The organism is Actinomadura sp. 3N508, from assembly GCF_044326375.1.
Lineage (GTDB): Bacteria > Actinomycetota > Actinomycetes > Streptosporangiales > Streptosporangiaceae > Spirillospora.
The window spans coordinates 1-18,363 of the sequence record NZ_JBIRAX010000008.1 but is presented as its reverse complement, the minus strand read 5'-3'; the positions used below and the strand labels follow the sequence as shown (position 1 = coordinate 18,363).

13 protein-coding genes are annotated in these 18,363 nt (G+C 71.4%); 8 read left to right on the top strand and 5 right to left on the bottom strand.

Features of this window, described 5'->3' with window-relative positions:
* The first annotated feature begins 78 nt into the window (after positions 1-78).
* Genes ACH34S_RS26510 through ACH34S_RS26500 form a run of 3 tightly spaced genes read left to right on the top strand, consistent with a single transcriptional unit; the run spans position 79 to position 5,034 of the window.
* A complete protein-coding gene (locus ACH34S_RS26510; RefSeq protein WP_395955867.1) occupies positions 79-3,066 on the top strand; it encodes a DEAD/DEAH box helicase in 2,988 nt (995 codons plus the stop codon).
* A complete protein-coding gene (locus tag ACH34S_RS26505; protein ID WP_395955520.1) occupies positions 3,066-3,869 on the top strand; it encodes an SWIM zinc finger family protein in 804 nt (267 codons plus the stop codon). The genes ACH34S_RS26510 and ACH34S_RS26505 overlap by 1 nt, the downstream gene beginning before the upstream one ends.
* Before the next feature lie 37 nt (positions 3,870-3,906).
* Entirely contained in the window at positions 3,907-5,034 is a 1,128-nt protein-coding gene (locus tag ACH34S_RS26500; RefSeq protein WP_395955519.1) for a DUF6183 family protein, read from the top strand.
* Positions 5,035-5,531: 497 nt separating this feature from the next.
* Here ACH34S_RS26500 and ACH34S_RS26495 read toward each other — a convergent pair whose 3' ends face one another.
* On the bottom strand, positions 5,532-7,451 hold the full coding sequence (locus tag ACH34S_RS26495) for a ricin-type beta-trefoil lectin domain protein (protein ID WP_395955518.1): 1,920 nt from the start codon (positions 7,449-7,451) through the stop codon (positions 5,532-5,534).
* Positions 7,451-7,984 carry a hypothetical protein gene (locus ACH34S_RS26490; protein ID WP_395955517.1) on the bottom strand — a complete coding sequence of 178 codons (534 nt, stop codon included), beginning with the start codon at positions 7,982-7,984 and terminating at the stop codon, positions 7,451-7,453. The genes ACH34S_RS26495 and ACH34S_RS26490 overlap by 1 nt, the downstream gene beginning before the upstream one ends.
* A gap of 407 nt (positions 7,985-8,391) precedes the next feature.
* Between ACH34S_RS26490 and ACH34S_RS26485 the strand changes: the two genes are divergently transcribed.
* Together ACH34S_RS26485 and ACH34S_RS26480 are read left to right on the top strand one after the other, a co-directional pair.
* Positions 8,392-12,027: a putative toxin gene (locus ACH34S_RS26485; protein ID WP_395955516.1), complete on the top strand. Its 3,636-nt coding sequence runs from the start codon at positions 8,392-8,394 to the stop codon at positions 12,025-12,027.
* Positions 12,028-12,107: 80 nt separating this feature from the next.
* A complete protein-coding gene (locus tag ACH34S_RS26480) occupies positions 12,108-12,923 on the top strand; it encodes a HEAT repeat domain-containing protein (RefSeq protein ID WP_395955515.1) in 816 nt (271 codons plus the stop codon).
* 30 nt (positions 12,924-12,953) lie between these two features.
* Here the strand turns inward: ACH34S_RS26480 and ACH34S_RS26475 are convergent, their stop codons facing one another.
* Complete coding sequence (locus tag ACH34S_RS26475; protein WP_395955514.1) at positions 12,954-14,102, bottom strand: sensor histidine kinase; 1,149 nt, start codon at positions 14,100-14,102, stop codon at positions 12,954-12,956.
* A gap of 160 nt (positions 14,103-14,262) precedes the next feature.
* On the opposite strand from ACH34S_RS26475, the gene ACH34S_RS26470 reads away from it, so the two are divergent.
* Entirely contained in the window at positions 14,263-14,502 is a 240-nt protein-coding gene (locus tag ACH34S_RS26470) for a helix-turn-helix transcriptional regulator (RefSeq protein ID WP_132178554.1), read from the top strand.
* Positions 14,499-15,074 carry a hypothetical protein gene (locus tag ACH34S_RS26465; RefSeq protein WP_395955513.1) on the top strand — a complete coding sequence of 192 codons (576 nt, stop codon included), beginning with the start codon at positions 14,499-14,501 and terminating at the stop codon, positions 15,072-15,074. Before ACH34S_RS26470 ends, ACH34S_RS26465 begins: the two co-directional genes overlap by 4 nt.
* A 63-nt stretch (positions 15,075-15,137) precedes the next feature.
* Here ACH34S_RS26465 and ACH34S_RS26460 read toward each other — a convergent pair whose 3' ends face one another.
* Both ACH34S_RS26460 and glgP read right to left on the bottom strand, forming a co-directional pair.
* Positions 15,138-15,389, bottom strand: a complete 252-nt coding sequence (locus ACH34S_RS26460) for a hypothetical protein (protein ID WP_395955512.1) — start codon at positions 15,387-15,389, stop codon at positions 15,138-15,140.
* A 51-nt stretch (positions 15,390-15,440) separates the two neighbouring features.
* Entirely contained in the window at positions 15,441-18,035 is a 2,595-nt protein-coding gene (glgP, locus tag ACH34S_RS26455; RefSeq protein WP_395955511.1) for an alpha-glucan family phosphorylase, read from the bottom strand.
* Here glgP and ACH34S_RS26450 point away from each other — a divergent pair.
* Positions 17,940-18,363 (top strand): maltotransferase domain-containing protein (locus tag ACH34S_RS26450; protein WP_395955510.1); only part of this gene is annotated, 424 nt, incomplete at its 3' end. The genes glgP and ACH34S_RS26450 overlap by 96 nt on opposite strands.

The following is an 18,363-nucleotide window of genomic DNA, read 5'->3' as shown; positions in this document are numbered from 1 at the left end:
GCCCGCAGTGACGGCAGTCAGCCGGGCGACGCCGGTCATGGGCAGGGACGTCGGAGGCTGCTGATAGCTTCGGTGACCATGCTCGTCGCCCACGCCACCTGGCATGGCGGTGCGCTTTGCCTGTGGGCCGAACGCACCGGTCCCTACGGGCTTTCCTCGGACGTCCACCCTTTCGCGACCTGCGACTTCGCGGGGACGTCCTACGAGCCGCTCGTCCGTACCGCGTTCCGCGTCGAGCTGACGATGTCGCTTCCCACGGCCGGTGACCATCCGCTGCCGTCCGCCGAACTGGGTCCCGAACCGGTGCCGGCCGAGCCCGGCCTGCGCCCGTGGCGGGTGCCCGCGCTCGTCCTGGAGCCGTTCCCCGCGATGGCGCTGCTCCAGGCCGCCGAGCACAGCGCCGACGTCGTCCCCGGCACCGACCTGCGCTTCCTCTGCATGATCGCGGACGAGGCCGTCCATCTGGCCGGGCGCGGCCAGGTGCTGCCCGCGCTGCTGCGCGAGGACGGCGACCTCGTGGCCCGCTGGCGCCCGGTGATCGACGACCCGGCGCGGTTCCGGGCGCTGGCCCGCGCGATGCCCGCCGCGTGCCGCGCCGCGGACGGCGGCCGTCCCGCCGCCGAGGTGCTGCGCGAGGCGCTGTCCGGGCTGGTCGACACGGCGGTCCGCGGGGTGGTGCCGCATCCGCTGCTGGTGTCCCGGCGCAAGGAGCCCGACCGGCTGCCGCTCGCCGAGCGGTGGGTGGCGGCGCTGACCGGCCCGTCCCCGGCGGTGGCCCGCGAGCCCCGCGACGACCCCGACGACCTGATCGCCGAGCTGGACGCGTGGGCGGCGGGCGCGCGCCGCCCGGACGGCCCGCTCCGCACGTGCTTCCGCCTCGCCGAACCGTCCGCGGACGCGGACCCAGAGGACGATTCCGATGCCTGGCGCATCGAGTTCGCGCTCCAGGGCACCGACGATCCGAGCCTCTACGTCCCGGCCGCGCTCGTCTGGGCGGGCGAGGCGACGTCGATCCCGAGTGCCGAGGAGACGCTGCTCACCGGCCTCGGCCGCGCGCTGCGCCTGTTCCCCGACCTGGCCCGCGCGCTCGACGGCCCCGAACCCTCCGAACTGGCCCTCGACACCGCGGGCGCGTTCCGCTTTCTCCGCCAGGCGGCCCCGATGCTCGCCGCCGCGGGCTTCGGCGTCCTGCTCCCGCAGTGGGCGGGAAAGGCGAAGCTCGGCATGAAGCTGACGGCGCGCACCGACGACCCCGAGGCGTCGTCCGGTTCGGCGATGGCCTCGGGCTTCGACATGAAGGCCATGGTCGACTTCCGCTGGGACCTCGCCATCGGCGACGACAGCATCGACGAGGCCGAACTGGAGGAGCTCGCCCGCCTGAAGACGCCTCTGGTCCGCCTCCGCGGCCAGTGGGTCGAGCTGGACGAGCAGCAGCTGGAGGCCGCCCTCGACTTCCTCCGCCACCCCCGCCGCGGCCGCATGACCGCCGCCGAGGCGATCCGCGCGGTGATCCACGCCGGCGACGACACCCTCCCGCTCACCGGCGTCGACACCGACGGCGCCCTGGGCGACCTCCTCTCCGGCGAAGCCGACCGCCGCCTGACCCCCATGCGAACCCCCGACGAGCTGGACGCCGACCTGCGCCCCTACCAGGAACGCGGGCTCGCCTGGCTGACCTTCATGGACGATTTGGGGCTGGGCGCCCTACTCGCCGACGACATGGGGCTAGGTAAGACGATTTCGGTTTTGTCGCTTCTGGTGCACGAGCGGGAGAACGGCGCCCGTCCCGACCCGACGCTGGCGATCCTGCCGATGTCGCTGGTGGGGAACTGGCAGCGGGAGGCGGCCCGGTTCACCCCGAAGCTGCGCGTCTACGTCCACCACGGGACGGGGCGGCATCGCGGCGAGGAACTGATCGAGGCCGTGGCCGGGGCAGATCTGGTGCTGACCACCTACGGCACGGCGACGCGCGACGCGGAGATGCTCGCGCGGATCGAGTGGGGGCGCGTCGTCTGCGACGAGGCGCAGGCGCTCAAGAACAGCGGGACGCGCCAGGCCAGGGCGGTGCGGAGCATCCCGGCACGGAACCGGATCGCGCTCACCGGCACGCCGGTGGAGAACCATCTCACCGAGCTGTGGTCGATCATGGAGTTCGCGAATCCCGGGCTGCTCGGGCCGCGCGCCGATTTCCGGCGGCGGTTCGCGATCCCGATCGAGCGGGACGGCGACGAGCAGGCGGCGCTGGCGCTGAAGCGGGCGACGCAGCCGTTCGTGCTGCGCCGCCTCAAGACCGACAAGTCGATCATTTCGGATCTGCCGGAGAAGCAGGAGATCAAGGTCTACTGCAACCTGACCACCGAGCAGGCGTCGCTCTACCAGGCCACCGTGGACGACATGCTCGCCCAGATCGCCGAGGCGGAAGAGGCACAGCGGCGCGGCCTCGTCCTCGCGACGATGGCGAAGCTGAAGCAGGTCTGCAACCATCCGGCGCAGCTGCTCAAGGACGGGTCGCGCCTCCCCGGGCGCTCCGGGAAGCTGGAGCGGCTTGAGGAGATCTGCGCCGAGGTGCTGGAGCAGGGCGAGAAGGCTCTCGTGTTCACCCAGTACGCGGAGTTCGGGTCGATGCTTCAGCCCTACCTGGCGGGGCGGCTTGAGCGGCCGGTGCTGTGGCTGCATGGCGGGACGTCCAAGCAGGCGCGCGACGATCTCGTCGAGCGGTTCCAGGACGACGCCGAACCGTCGATCTTCCTGCTCTCGCTGAAGGCCGCCGGGACGGGCCTGACCCTCACGGCCGCCAACCACGTCGTGCACGTCGACCGCTGGTGGAACCCCGCCGTCGAGGACCAGGCCACCGACCGCGCGTTCCGCATCGGGCAGACCCGCAACGTCCAGGTCCGCAAGTTCATCTGCGTCGGGACGATGGAGGAGCGCGTCGACGAGATGATCGAACGCAAGAAGGCCCTCGCCGACTCCATCGTCGGCACCGGCGAGGAGTGGCTCACCGAGCTCTCCGTGGCCGAGCTGCGCGACGTCCTCCGGCTGTCGCCCGAGGCGGTGAGCGCCTGATGAGCGAAGATTTCGAGGGCGCCGAGGGCTTCGAGGGCATCAAGGCGCGGACGAAGCGCGGCTCGATCGGCTCGCAGTGGTGGTCGCGGCGTTTCATCGACCTGGTCGAGTCGTTCGCCGACAAGGGGCGTCTCCAGCGCGGCCGGACCTACGCGCGCAAGGGCAACGTGTTCGACCTGAAGGTCGCCCCCTACGAGGTGACGGCGAAGGTGCACGGCACGGCGCCCGAACCGTACGAGGTGGCGCTGGGCATCGAGGCGATCGACGCCGACGGGTGGCGGGCCGTCGAGGCGGAGCTGGCGTCCCGAGCGGTGTTCCGGGCGCGGCTGCTCGCCGGGGAGATGCCGCCGGAGATCGAGTGGGTGTTCGCCGAGCTGGGGCTCGCGCTGTTCCCCGGCGCGGCCGAAGACCTGCACCTGATGTGCGACTGCCCCGACTGGGGCGACCCGTGCAAGCACGCGGCGGCCGTCCTGTACCTGCTGGCGGAGGCGTTCGACGCCGACCCGTTCCTCATCCTCCAGTGGAACGGCCGGGGCAGGCGGCAGCTGCTGGCGGCGCTGCGGCGCGGCGCGGAGACCGAGCCCGACCCGTTCGAGATGGACGGCGAGCCGCTCACCGCCGCCGGTTTCTGGACGCCGCCGTCCGGGCTGGGCCGCCTCCGCGACCGTCCGGCCATGCCGCCCGTGCCGCCGGGCTTCGTCCTTCAGGTGGCCACTCCCCCGCCGATCAGAATTCGCCGCCGACCGCTGACCGACGTGCTCGCACCCGTCTACGAGGCCCTCGCCGCCGACCCTGATATTTGACCGGCGCCGCCGACGCCGCCTGCCTAGGCTCGGCCCTGTGGACGATCAGATACAGAAGATCGTGACCGATCTGCCCGGCCTGAAGAACGTGACCGGGGTCTGGAAGCTGGCCGCCGACCGTCTCGCGCAGGGCGACGCCGCCTTCGTCGGTGACCTGGGCATCGCCCTCGCGGAGAGGCACGCCTCTGGCGGCGGGCAAATCTGGCAGTACCGGAGCGTCCTCGATCAGCTGCTGCGCCTGCTCGCCACCACCGAGGGCCCCGGGAACGCGGCCCAGGCCGTCCGGCTGGCCTCCTCGCCCGGATTCGGCGGCCCGAAGACGGACCGCCAGCTGGCGTCGATGCTGGCGTCCGGCCAGCGGGTGCGGGATCTGGCGTCGGCGGTGTTCACCGGGCCGGACGCGTCGGACGAGCTCCGCGCCTGCCTGGTCCAGGAAATGGTGCTCCGGGACGTCCCCGTCACCGACACACCCGAAATCGCGACCTGGACGGCGTCACCGCGATGGCGCGGCCACCCGCTGGGCCGGCTCCCGCTCACGCTGTCGGACGTTGAAGAGCATCCGGACCTGCCGCAGTACGGGCGCAGCGGCCTCAGCCATGGGATCCCGTACGGGCCGTCCACGGGCCGCGCCATGGCGGCGTCCGGCAGCGCCCGCCTTCCGGAGCCGGAGGAGACGACCACGGCGGCCGCGGCCGCGCTCATCGCCAGGGCCGTGGCGAACTGGGCCGAGGAGTCCAACGGCCGCATCGAGGCCCGGGTCTTCGCCCTCGCCGAGCCACTGGACGCCGAGTCGGTTCCGATCGCGCTCCTGACGGCCGGGCTGGAATGCATGAGCGAACCGGACGCCGAACTCTCGCTCAACGCCTGCCCACCGTCGCGGGCCTGGCGCCTGCTCTTCGCCGCCGCGTCCACCGGAGGCGCGTACAACCCGGGTTCTTTCGGCGCCTATGGACGCCTGGCGGCCTGGCAATCCCTGGCAGGCCTTTCCGGGACTCCGGACGACGCCACCATCGACGAGGTCGCAGCGCATGTCAGGAACTGCGCCTGGTACGACTTCGATGCCGCGACAGGCTGGTTCGATCGGGTGGCCTGGGACATCGGCCTGGCCGCGCTGACCCCGGACCGCCGCCGCCTCGCCGTCCTGGCGGCAACCGACACCGACTGAGGTCCGACGTGAGCTACGACATCGAGGTCTACGGCGCGAGCCACATCCGCAAAGAGCGGCGGGTGTTCGTCATCGACGGCCCGCACGGCATCGAACGCGAAGATCTGCCCAGTGAAGTGGCCGCGGCCGCCGTCGGCATTCGGCTGATGTACGAATTCACCGTGGAGGACACCGCTCGCCCCTCACTCGCCTTCGCCACGAAAGTGGCGCGCGCTCTCGCGACGGCGACGGACGGTCTCGTCCACGATCGCCAGAACGACGCCCGCCCGCTCTGGTCACCGACCCCGCTGCGCCGGTTCGAGCCCCCGGCCGCCGAGCACGTCGACCTGCTCGACCTCGGCTGGTACGTCCGGCGGGAAGACCTCCCGCACGACCTGCCGACACGCCTTCTCGAAGCCCTCCGAACCTGGCTTCCGGAAGCGATGTCCCGCAGACGACGCGACCCACGTCCCCTGGTCAACGGCACCCCCCGCCCCCGAGGGCCTCTGACCGGGGGGTCAACGGCCACGAAGGGCACGCGGCGTCACCGGCCGGTCTGGGGGTCGGCGACGAGCATCTGGAGGCGCCGCCGATGCGGTGTTCTTCCGCAGAGTCCATCGTTGGGCGGCGGTGCCGTTGCATTTCCAGATCTGGAGGGGCGTGTTGATTTCGGTGGTCCCCTTGGGGACGTCCAGGCACTTACCGGTCTTGGGGTTCCGCAGGGCGCCGTCCGGCCGGCGTTCCCACGTCTGGTTCGGGTGGTTCGGGTAGCAGGTCCATACCTGTACGGGGGTGCCGTCGGCGGGGTTGCCGTTGCTGACGTCCAGGCACAGATTGGTCCTTGTGGTCTGGACGGTGCCGTCGCGGAGGTGGAAGGTCCAGCCCACCCACTTGTCGATCTGGCATACGAACAGCACGGCCGGGTCTCCGTTCGTGCTCGCGGCACTGTCGACGCAGCGGTCGGACCGGACACCCGAGACGAGCTCCCCGGTCGGGTTGTCGGCGGTGTCCCAGAGCTTGGTGGTGCCGTCGTAGATCGCGGCGTGACCGGGCTCGCACACCAGCCTCGCGGAGGGGTGCCCGCCCGTACCCGTGGTCCAGAGGAGCTTGCCGGTGCCGTTCTCCCGAATCGTCAGGGCGCCGTCGCGCTCGAAGCCGCCGACGGCGTCGCGGGGCGGCGTGATCGACTGCCATCCGTCCGAGCTGTGGAAGGTGGTGCCCAAGAAGAACACGCTGGTCCTGGGGCCGGCAGAAGTGCACATCGACCTCCCGTACACGTGCCAGCCCGGCAGTCGCGTGCCGGTCGCCGCGTACATGACGGGTCCGGTGCCCGACTGCCACAGCCGGGTTCCGTCGGAATCGAAGATCGTTAATCCGCCGTCCTCGCCGCACTCCAGCCGGGCACCGGGATGCCCTGCCGTGCCCGACGACCATACGGCCTTGCCGCCGTCCCAGATGACCAGGTTGCCGTCGGTGTGGAAGTGGAAGGTGTCGCCCGTTTCCAAGGCGAGCAGGTCGTCAATCTGATCCTTTTTCCAGATCTGAAGTCTGTTCTCGTTCCAGCGGAGGCGGGTGCGGCCGCTTCGGGAATAGCAGAGCGGGACAGGGGTGCGCGACCAGCGGTCGTCGCGCGCGTAGATGCTGGTGCGGTCGGTAGTGGCGTCGATCCAGCCGGAGAGTCCATCGACACGAATATCGGTGGCGGTGCTGGTCGCGGTATCCGGGGCGTCGAGGCACCCTTTCTGCCCGGAGACATCATGGACGGCGACCAGTTCGGCCCTGCCGCCGATTTCGCGGAAGGTGGGCCCGCCCGCATCGCCTTTGCAGATGGCCGCACCGGGACCGGCACTGGTGATGGGCAGGGCTGTGGTGGTCGGCCGGCCCGCGGTGACGGTCGCGATGTGGGCGGCGTGGGGCGCCCACTCCGTGGCGGTACGGCCATAGCCGGTGGCGCGCAACTTCTCGCCGGGTTCGGGAGGTGCGGTGGCGATCGGAATCGGAGTGAATTCGGTGTCCCAGGCGTCGACCTCGGCGAGGACGAGGTCACGGTCGGGGTGGGGAACGAGGTAGACGACCGAAGCCTTCCATCCGCCTATGGTCCGGACCCAGAAGCGCGCGGTCGCGGTGGTCGGCAATGGGGGCGGCGAACCCGCCGGTGACATTCGTCCGGTGGACGTCTTCGCACCGGCGGGCGCGAAACAGGACTTGGCGGTGAGCACCCAGCTCGGCTTGACCAGTGCCCCGCTGCAGGTTCGTTCAGAGCCGATCTGGAGCCGGACCGTGAACTTGTTCGAGCCGTACGGAAGGGGCTCCCCTCCGTTGACGGCCATCACGGGGCCGGTGACGACGGCCGTGGCGGCGAGGACGAGGGCGAGCAGTACCGCATGGCGGCGGAACGCACGTCTCCCGTCCGTGCCAGGGCTCAGGTTGCCGTTCATCATTTCGCCCTCAGCTCGATGAGGGTTTCGGGACCGTTGTCCGGGTCGGCGCCCTCGCCGACGGGGGTCCATTCGTCACGGGCGATCGGGTAGGTCTTGGTTTCCCCCTTGCCGGTGGTGAGGTCCGCCGTGACCTGGTGATCGTCACCTTTGATGTAGTAGACCTCGGGAATTTTGACCGTGATGACGCCCTCGTAATCCGGCCACAATTCCACGTCGAAGCAGACCAGCCCCTTGGTGTTGCTGCGAACCTGGATGAGCGAGTCCGCGCCGCATTCGGCGAGAGTGATCAGGCCGTTGCCGCTGATGACCGTGATGCCCCGCTCGGTTTGGATCCGGTCGGCGTCCGGATAGGCGCCGTCCTCCACGGCGGACGTCTCACCCTCGCCACGCGACGCCGTTTCCGATGCCGCCGTGGCGGGTGCGGCCCTGGTCGGCGCGGCATTGCCCACCAAGGCGGCGCCGAGTAAAGCAGCAAGCGCGAGGGCCATCGAACATAAGCCGATATGACCGGTGTCCACTCGAATCCGCACGGCGTTCACCTTCCAGCGAGACGTCCTCGATCAGCGTTTTCGCAGTGATCTTCAACATCTTTTGCCTGAAGAGTCAATATTCGCGCCGCTGGCCACATATGGCCACCTGACACGACGGTCACAATATCGCTTTTGACAATGCTGGTCAGCGCATAGTTGATCAACAGTCAGTGATCAGAACAATTCACCGCACTCGTGTGCGGTCCCTCTTGCCGGGGTGATCGACTCGGGTTTCACTCAAGGACGTCGAGCACTCCCGCACCGCCCGGAAGGGCGTGGTGCCCGGCCTCGTGCCCGCGTCCCCCCGCCCGGAGTTGAGTGCCGTGACCTTCCATCGAAGCCGCTTACTCACCCACCCGACGGCCACTCGCCTGGCCCGGGCCGTAGCGCTCCTCGTGGCGTTGACGATGACCGTCGGCCTCCTGCCCGGCAACGCGGCCACCGCGCACACCCACCGCACCCACCGCGCCGATCCGCCGATCGCCGAACAGCGGCGCGCGGCCGTCGAGCTGCTCAAGACCGGCGGGCCGGAGACCGTCCGGCAGGCCGAGGTCGCGCTGCTCGGCGCCGACGGCGACGTGGTCGAGTTCGTCGAGCACGGCGCCAAGGCCTCCGCCGAAACCGATATGCGCGCCGCCGTCGAGCAGGTCCTGGCGGCCGGTGGCCGCAACGTGCGCCGCGCCGCGCAAGCCGCGCTGGACGGTGGCCCCGACCAGATCAAGGCCTTCCTGGACGGCGGCTGGAAGGGGCCGTGGGAGGAGGACGTCCGTCTCAGGATCGCCCAGATCCATGCCGCGGCGACCGGACGCAACGTCCAGGAGGCCGCCACCAAGGCGATGGACGGCACCGCCGAGGACCAGGAGAAGTTCCTGGATTCCGGCTACCAGGAGGCCCAGGACAAGGACGACCGCCTGCAGGTGGCGCGGCTCTCCGCCACGGGCGGCCCTGCGGTCAAGGCGGCCGCCGCCCGCGCGATGGACGGCACCATCGAGGACGTCCGCGAGTTCCTGCGCCAGGGGTACGAGGTCGCCGCCGCCCGTGACGCCGAGACCGACGCCGTCGCGCAGCTGGCGACCCTCGCCGACGACGCCGGCAAGCGCGCGGCGCTGCACACCCAGGCCGCCCAGGAGGCATCGGACCGCGCGGTGCACGCCGCGAACCTCGCGAAGCAGGCCACCGACCGGGCCGCGCAGGACACCAAGAACGCGCAGGGCTCGGCGGTCAAGGCCGCCGCGGCGTCCAAGCGCGCCGCGACCGCGGCCAAGCGGGCCGCGGCCGCCGCGAAGGTCGCCCTGGACGCCGCCGCGGACGCCAACCGCGCCGCCCGCGTCGCGGCGTCCGCCGCATCCCGCGCCGCGACGGCCGCCTCCCTGGCCGGGCAGGCCGCCGCCAGGGCCAACCAGTCCGCCCAGGCCGCCCATGCCGACGCCGGGCGCGCGGCCGAGGCCCGGCGGGCCGCGGAGAACGCCCGCGATGTCGCGGCCGGGGCCCGCAGGGCCGCGCAGGCCGCGGGCGCGGCCGCCGCCGCGGCCCGCGCCGCCGGCGTCGCCGCGCAGGCCGCCGCCTCGGCCGGCAACCACGCCAACCAGGCCGCCGGATTCTCCAACCAGGCGGGCGAGTGGGCCGGCAAGGCGGGCGCCGAAGCGCGGGACGCCCACAACGCCGCCAAGTACGCCGAACGCCGCGCGAGCGCGGCGATCAAGGCCGCCAACCGGGTGGTGGCACTCGCCAGGGAGGCCGAGACCCAGGCCAACCTCGCCAGGGACCACGCCAACGACTCGGCCCAGTACGCCGAGCAGGCGGCGAAGGCGGCCGACGACGCGGCCGACCACGCCGGCGAGGCCAAGAACAACGCCCAGGTCGCCACCAAGCACGCCGGCGAGGCCACCAAGGCGGCGGAGCAGGCGGCCAAGGCGACCGCCCAGGCGGTCAAGACCCACGAACTCGCCAAGCAGGCCGACGCCGCCCGCCTCGCCGCCTGGGAGGACCAGAACGTCGCCACGGCCGAGGACGCGCTGGACGCCGAGAACGAGCGCAAGGCGAAGGAGAGGTGGGAGGCCGGAGAGGCGGAGAAGTTCCAGGCCGAGACCGACCGGCTGCTGGCCGAGGCCCGCGCCGCGGGCGCCCCGCGTGCCACCGTCGTCCTCAACGGGCGCAAGGCCGCGATCCGGCTGATCGGAACCGGCGGCCCGCACGTGCAGGCCGCCGCCGAGGACGCGCTGGCCAACACCGACGACGACGTGATCGAGTTCGTCCGCACCGGCCTGGACGCGGCGATCGAGGGCGACGACCGCGCCAGCCTCCGCCACGTCATCGAGACCACCGGCGACGCCAAGCTCAAGGCCGCCGCGACCGAGGCCGAGAAGGGCGACCGGACCGAGGCCCGGAGGTTCCTCACCACGGAACAGCACGTGGTGCGGATGGACGAGTACCGCATCGAGATCGGCCGCATCAGCGCCGAGGGCGGGCCGAAGGTGAAGAAGGCCGCCAGCGAGGCGCTCGACGCCGACACCCCCGAAGCGCTGCAGGCCTTCCTGCGATCCGGGTTCGCGGTGGCGCAGGAGAACGACGACCGGATCGCGATCGGCCAGATGCAGGCCGACGCCGGGCCGGAGCTGAAGGCCGCGGCCCAGGCGGCGCTCTCCGGCCCCGCCTCCCACGTCCGGGCGTTCGTGGAGGTCGAGCAGCACAAGGCACGGCAACGCGACGCCGACACCGCCGCCCACGACGCCGAGATCGGCGCCTACATCGCCAACGCGCAACGCACCACCGCCACCGCCCAGCAGAACGCCGCGCTCGCCCAGGAGGTCGCCGCCCGTGCCAGGGGCGCCGCCGCCGAGGCCGACGCGGCCGCCAAGCAGGCCAAGGCCTACGCCGCGCAGGCCGCCGGCCACGCCGCCGACGCCCGCGCCTCCGCCGCCAGGGCCGGTGAGTCCGCGGCCCGCGCCGCCCAGTCGGCGAAGACCGCGTCCGCCGCGGCCGAGCGCGCCGCGGCCGCCGCGCGGTCGGCCGCCAAGTCCGCCGCTCGCGCGGCGACCTCCGCCGACCAGGCCCGCGCCTACGCCGACGAGGCGTACCGCGCGGCGATGCGCGCCCGCGCCGACGCCATCCAGGCCGGCAAGGACGCCGCGGCGGCAGCGGCGGCAGCGGCCGAGGCGGCACGGATCGCCGAAGAGAAGCGCAGGGCGGAGGAGAAGCAAAAGTCGGACGGGTTCGAACACGGCTTCCCGCAGGGCGAAGGCGAAGACCCGGACATCGACTACGGCGACATCCGCACCGAGGAGGACGTCCTCGACGCCGAGGATCCCGCACTCGTCGGGCCGTTCCGCACCGCCAAGGCCGACGCGTCCCGCAGCGTCCTCGACGTCGTGACGTCCGCGGGCGGCGGGCTCCTCCTCGACCTCATCGGATGGACCGACGCCAAGAACTGCTTCACCAAGGGCGACATCGTCGGCTGCCTGTTCACCGCGCTCAACGCGCTCGGCCCCCTCAAGCTGCTGGCCCTCGGCGGCAAGATCCCCAGGATCGGCAAGTCGATCTGGCGGATCGCCGAGGGCATCCATGGTTTCCGGGCCACGGTCCGCGCCGCGCAGGGGGTCCTGCAGAGCTCTCGGAGGATCATCAACGAGGTCGTCGGCTACCTGCGCTATCCCTGCGCGCCCGTCGTCCCCGCCCTTTACTCCGGCGGCGCCCTTTACTCCGGCGGCGCCAAGTACTGCAGAATGGGACAGGCGGGAGAGGCCGCCGTGAGCCGCCAGACGGGCGGCCTCCCGAAGAACACCAAGAAATTCCTGATCAACGGCAACAACCGAATCCCGGACTTCGTGGGCGCGGTATTCATCGGTGAAGCGAAGAACGTCGCCTGGCTGGGCGGCAAGCGAGTGGTGGAGCAAATGAAGGATTACTTGGCTCTGGCAAAGAGCCAAGGGAAGGAGCTCCACATCTATGTACGCACGCCAGGGAACACCAAGATAAGCAAGAAGATGAGGAATTTCATCAACCAGAACCTGGCCGACATCAAGATAGTTGAGATCATCCCTTGATGAACCGCGCCTCGCACGATGATCCCGACCGGGAGGGCCGTTTCGTGGCACGTCGAGAGGACAATCCGCGGCGAGAAGACATGCCGCGGATCGACTCCGCAGGCCTTACGCACCGGCAACTGGTCGAGAAGATCGTCAACGATCCGGGGGTTCAACGCCTCGCGGAACGCGCGGTGGCCGATAACCCCCGGGTCGTCGAGGCGCAGCGGCTCTACGCGGAGGCCGCCCGGGGCGTGCTCGCCGACATCGCGCCGCTGGTGCCCGACCTCCAGGAAATCGGCCACCGGATGGTGCGCGTCGGAGACCTCTACCAGGTGGCCGTCTTCTCCCTGGACGCGGAAGGAAACGAACTTTCGCGCCGCCCCATCGACTACCGGGCGGCGGTTCCGGCCATGCTCGAATGGCTGCCGAAAATCACCTACTATCCGCTCGCGGACGACATCGTCCGGGCGCTGTCGGAGGGCTTCGCCAAGAAGCAGGCTCGCCCGGTTCTGCTGCGGCTGTTCCGCGATCCGCCGCCCGTCGGCGACCCGCAGTTCCCAGAGGCCGACGCGCAGCGGCGGGAAGACCTCCGGGTGACGATCGGCCAGGGCCTGGCGAAATTCGCCGACCCTTCCGTGGCCGACGAATACATCGAGCTCGCGACGAACAGATCTTACGGCCGCGCGCGCTGCCTGATCGTCGACCCGGGGCTCGCCAAGACCAAGGACGAGCGCGTCCCCGGGATTCTGCTCGACCTGCTCGACGACCCCGAGGTCGCCGCCGACGCCGTGAAGGCACTCGGCAAGCTCCGCCACGTCCCGGCGCGCGCCCGGATCTCGCAGGCGCTGGCGAGCCCGGACGAGAACGTCCGGGACCAGGCGAAGAAGGCGCTCGAACGCATCGGCGACCGATGACCGCCCGCGGCGAGGCGCGGAACGCCGAAGTCAGGCGGGGAGGCGGGCGTGGACGGTGAAGCCGCCGCCGGGACCGGCACCGGCCTCGAATTCGCCGCCCAGGGCCTCGGCACGGTCGCGCATCCCGCGGATCCCGCTGCCGTCCTCAGAAGGACCGGTGGCAGGGAGCCCGTCGTCATGAACCTGGACGGTGACGTCCTCGTCCCCATAGCGGATGCGGACGACGGCCGCAGACGCGCTGGAATGCCGCGTCACGTTCGTGAGGGCCTCCTGGACGATCCGGTACGCCGCCAGGTCCGCCTCGGCGGGCAGTGACCGGGGCTCGCCCTCGACCTCGGTCCGGACGGTGAGCCCGGCGGTGGCGAGACCGCCGGTCAGCTCGTCCAGCCGGGCGAGGCCGGGCGCGGGGCTGACCGGCGCGGCCTCGTCGACCCGGCGCAGGACGCCGAGGGTCGCGCGCATCTCGCGGAGGGTGTCCTTGCTGGCCTGCTTGATCGCCGTCAGGGCGTCCTCGGCACGCTCGGGCTCGCGGCGCAGGCCGTGCAGCGCGGCCGTGGCCTGCACGTTGATGAGCGAGATGTTGTGCCCGAGGACGTCGTGCAGCTCGCGGGCGATCCGCAGCCGCTCCTCGATGGCGCGGCGGCGGGCCTCCGCCTCGCGTCCACGCTCGGCGGCCCGCGCGCGCTCCTCGGCCTCCCGCAGGTAGGCGCGCCGGTTCCGGACGACGCCGCCGACCGCCATGACCGCGACGAACCATCCGGCGAGCAGGAACCCGGCCGCGTCCGCGAGGTGGTTGGCGTCACCGCGGTAGTCCCCGTACAGGGTCGCGCCCATCGACAGCGCCACGAGGACGCCCGCGACCACCAGATGCCCGGCGGCGGCCACGGTATAGAGCGCGATCACGAACGTGAGGACGACGGGACCGTCCGGCTCGGTCACGGGGTAGTAGACGGCGCAGCAGACGAACGTGACGATCGCGACCGCGACGGGATGGCGTCGCCGGAAGTAGAGCGCGCCGCACGTCACCGCGAGCAGGATCCAGCCGAGCCAGGGCATGGGGCCACGGCCGTCCTTCTCGATCACCGTCAGGACGGCCCCGACCGTCACGACCGTGCATCCCAGGGTCAGGAGCAGGTCGGCGGACCGCCCGCGCGGCGGCCACCACTCCGGAGCTCGCACGGAATCCATCCTGCCAGCCTCCCGCCGGTTGCGTCACTGCAATGAGATGTAGTACTTCTACTATCAACGATCACAGTGATCCAACGGGTGATCAAAGTTTCCATACGGGAGTGTTCATGGACACGCAGCCGGAACGACCGGCCCCCCAGGGCGCGCTCTGATGCCCGGCGACAAGGAGCACGTCTACAACCGGATCACCATGCTGCGGGCCGAACGCGGCGTCTCGCGCCGCGACCTGGCCACCGCGCTGGGCGTCCACTACCAGACGGTCGGCTACCTGGAGCGGGGCGAGTACAGCCCCAGCCTGCACCTGGCCCTGCGCATCGCGGACTACTTCGAGGTGCCCGTCGAGGTCGTCTTCTCCCTGAAACCGTTCCCGAGAATCGGAGGCACTCCATGACGAACAAGACGGCGCAGTGGATGGAGCGCTCCCGCCGCAAGCGCGCGGACCGCCTGACCGCGCTTGAGGACAAGCTGGACCACCGCATGCCCGACCGCTACGCCCGCCGCCGTCCCCGCCGGGTGCTGGCCGGTGCGGGCGCGGTCACGCTGGGCCTTCTCTGGGTGGACGCCGCCGTCTCCTGGGTCCTCGCCCCCAGCGACACCGCGATGATCGTCAACATGGTGGTCCTGGGCGTGCTGCTGCTGATCGGCATCCCCCTCGCGACGCAGCTGGTCGCGCTGACCCGCGGCCTGACCGCCAAACGAGAGCGCGAGCTCGACGAGCGCCAGCTCACCGCCCGGCTCCGCGCGTTCGCGACCGCGCACCGCGCGTCCACCATCGTGATCGCCGCCGTCCTGCTGGTGACGATGGCCGCCGACCGCGACGGCCGCGACTCCCAGATCCCCGGCGCCGCCCTGTTCCTGATCCTCTTCGCCCTGCTGGTGACGCACATCTTCCTGCCGCTGATCGTCGCCGCCTGGCAACTGACCGACCCCCCGCCCGCCGACGACGACGACCCGCAGGCTTAGCCGGACGGACCCGGTCGCCGCCGGGGCAGGCGGCGACCGGGTCTGGAGAAGGGGCGGCACGCCTCACCCCGAGATGTCGACGGCCTCGGCCCGGGTGGTGCGGCGGCGACACGACGGCGCCCGCGCCGCACTGCGGCTCCGGGAGTCCACGCCGGACCTGCCGATGATCCTGCTGTCCCAGCACGTGAAGGCCCGGCACTCGGTGTCACTGGTAGCCTCCGGCGGCTCCGCCTGTGCCTCGGCGAACGAACCGTCGAGACCCACATGCGCGCCATCTTCCAGAAACTGGCCATCCCAGACGACGGCGACCGCCACCGCCGAGTCCTGGCCGTCCTCGCCTACATCTCCGCTGGCACCCGCACGCAGCTAGCGCAGGTCGCCGTTGGTCATGCCCGGGGGTGTCGGCGGCAGGGCTACCAGGCCCATTTCCGCGCGGCCCGACAGCATCGGGTGGGTCGGCACGACTCGGACGTTGTAGCCGAACGCTCCGCTGCGTCCTAGCGGGACCTCGCCTGTGTAGCGGACGCGATCCTTCTCGGCCGGTTCGCCGTCGTGGAGTTGCAGGTAGGACGGGTCGATCAGTGTGTCGGAGTCGTCCACCCGGCCGTAGACGACCTCGACCGCGACATCGGAAGAGTCCAGGCCGCCGAGGTCGACGACGACTCGAACCGACAGGTGTGCTCCGACCTGCGGGCTTTCCGATCCGTTCGACTCGACGTGCTCGACTGCCACGGCCGGCCACGCCTTTCGGACGCGCCGCTTCCATGCGGCCAGCTCGCGGGCGCCCTCGAAGTCGTCGGCGGACATGGCGCGGGCGGACGCGGCGGCCGGGGCGTACAGGTCCTCGACGTAGTCGCGCAGCATCCGGGACGCGAGGACCTTCGGGCCGAGCGTGGCGATGGTGTGCTTGACCATTTCGAGCCAGCGGCGCGGCAGCCCGTCCGCGTCCCGGTCGTAGAACGTGACGGACACGTGGTCCTCGATCAGCTCGTACAGCGCGGCGGCCTCCAGCTCGTCGCGCCGGTCAGGGCCGGAGAGGCCGTCGGCGGACGGGATCGCCCAGCCGTTCTGGCCGTCGTACCACTCGTCCCACCAGCCGTCGAGGATGGAGAGGTTCAGCGCCCCGTTCAGCGCAGCCTTCATCCCGGACGTGCCGCACGCCTCCAGCGGGCGCAGCGGGTTGTTCATCCACACGTCGCAGCCCTGCACCATGAGCCGGCCGAGCGCCATGTCGTAGTCGGGCAGGAACACGATGCGGTGCCGGACGTCCTCTGATTCGGTGAACCGCACGATGTCCTGGATGAGGCGTTTGCCGCCCTCGTCGGCGGGATGCGCCTTCCCGGCGATGACGATCTGCACCGGGCGGTCGGGGTGCAGGAGGATGTCGCGGAGGCGGTCCGGGTCGCTGGTCATGAGGGTGAGCCGCTTGTAGGACGGGACGCGTCGCGCGAAACCGATCGTCAGGACGTCCGGGTCGAGAGCATCGTCGATCCAGGAGATCTCCGCCTCGCTCGCGCCGCGTCCTCGCCACGACTCGCGAAGACGGCGCCGCGCCTCCAGGACGAGCCGGCGCCGCAGCGCCCCGCGTATCCGCCACAGCTCGGTGCCGGGACGGGCCCGGATCTCCTCCCAGCCACGTCCCGACTCGACGATGGACGGCAGCTCCCGGGCGGCGAGTTCCAGGATCTCGCGCGCCACCCACGTGCCCGCGTGGACGCCGTTCGTGATCGACCCGACCGGGACCTCGGCGACGTCGAAGCCGCCCCACAGCCCGCCGAACATCTCCCGGCTGACGCGTCCGTGCAGCTCGCTGACGCCGTTGACGCGCTGCGCCAGCCGCATCCCCATCACGGCCATGTTGAACACGGTGCGGTCGCCGCCGGGGTAGTCCTCGGCGCCGAGCGCGAGGATCCGCTCGACGGGGACCTCCTCCTCCGCGTTGGCGCCGCCGAAGTACCGGGCTATCAGGTCGCGGGGGAAGCGGTCGATCCCGGCCGGGACGGGGGTGTGCGTGGTGAACACCGTGCCCGCGCGGACGGCCTCCAGCGCCTCGTCGAACGTCAGGCCGTCCTCGGCCGCCAGCTCGCGGATGCGTTCCAGGCCGAGGAACCCGGCGTGGCCCTCGTTGGTGTGGAACACCTCCGGCGCCGGATGCCCGGTGATGCGGCAGTACGCGCGGATCGCCCGGACGCCGCCGATGCCGAGCAGCATCTCCTGCAGCAGCCGGTGGTCGCCGCCGCCCCCGTAGAGCCGGTCGGTGACGTCCCGCGCGGACTGGTCGTTCTCCTCGACGTCGGAGTCGAGGAGCAGTTGCGGGACGCGTCCGACCTGCGCGATCCAGACCTGCGCGTGCAGGCCCGGCCCCTTCGGGAGCCCGATGACGACGCGGACGGGTGAGCCGTCGCGTTCGCGGAGCAGGGTCAGCGGGAGGCCGTTCGGGTCGATCGGCGGATAGCGCTCCAGCTGCCAGCCGTCCGGCGACAGCGACTGCGAGAAGTAACCGTGCCGGTAGAGCAGCCCGACACCGATGATCGGGACGCCCAGGTCGCTCGCGGTCTTCAGATGGTCGCCCGCGAGGATGCCGAGCCCGCCGGAGTACTGCGGCAGCGCGGCGGTGATCCCGTACTCGGGCGAGAAGTAGGCGATGGCGTCCGGAGTGTCCGGCCTCGACTGGTACCAGCGCGGGGCTGTCAGGTATTCGCGCAGGTCCTCGGTGGTGTCCTGGAGGCGGCGCAGGAACCGCCGGTCGTCGGCCAGCCGTTCCAGCCGTTCCGGCGCGACCTCGCCGAGCAGCCTGACCGGGTCGTGGTGGACGGCCCGCCACAGCGCCGGGTCCACCGCGCGGAACAGGTCGAGCGTCTCGTGATGCCAGGACCAGCGCAGGTTGAGGACCAGCTCCTCAAGCTGCCGGAGCGGTTCCGGGAGGACGGTGCGGACCGTGAAACGTCGTATTGCCTTCACGCAACGTCACGCTATGCGGTGCGGTCCGAGGGTGCGACAAGCGGGGTTGCGTGTACGGGTCGTCGCGCAAAGTCACCGCAACGACTCGGCAGGTCCCGCTCCTTCCCGGGCATAGGGACGTTTTGGAGATTTCGCACGGGTAGGGGTTGCGGCATGCACGTCGAGTCATGGACGTCCAGCGAGACCGGCATTCCACGGCTTGGCCGCATTCCGATCCTTGAGGTGGCGCCGGTGGTGGGGTGCGGGCGGTGGCCGGCCAAGGCGGTGGTGGGTGAGACGGTCGAGGTGTCGGCGACGGTGTTCCGTGAGGGGCATGAGCGGCTGGGTG

What these genes read in the sequence shown, in the direction of transcription:
- ACH34S_RS26480 (WP_395955515.1), top strand. Translation starts at nt 12,108, where the DNA reads ATGCCGCGGATCGACTCCGCAGGCCTTACGCACCGGCAACTGGTCGAG.
- ACH34S_RS26495 (WP_395955518.1), bottom strand. Translation starts at nt 7,451, where the DNA reads ATGAACGGCAACCTGAGCCCTGGCACGGACGGGAGACGTGCGTTCCGC.
- ACH34S_RS26485 (WP_395955516.1), top strand. Translation starts at nt 8,392, where the DNA reads ATGACCGTCGGCCTCCTGCCCGGCAACGCGGCCACCGCGCACACCCAC.
- ACH34S_RS26470 (WP_132178554.1), top strand. Translation starts at nt 14,263, where the DNA reads ATGCCCGGCGACAAGGAGCACGTCTACAACCGGATCACCATGCTGCGG.
- ACH34S_RS26510 (WP_395955867.1), top strand. Translation starts at nt 79, where the DNA reads ATGCTCGTCGCCCACGCCACCTGGCATGGCGGTGCGCTTTGCCTGTGG.
- ACH34S_RS26465 (WP_395955513.1), top strand. Translation starts at nt 14,499, where the DNA reads ATGACGAACAAGACGGCGCAGTGGATGGAGCGCTCCCGCCGCAAGCGC.
- ACH34S_RS26505 (WP_395955520.1), top strand. Translation starts at nt 3,066, where the DNA reads ATGAGCGAAGATTTCGAGGGCGCCGAGGGCTTCGAGGGCATCAAGGCG.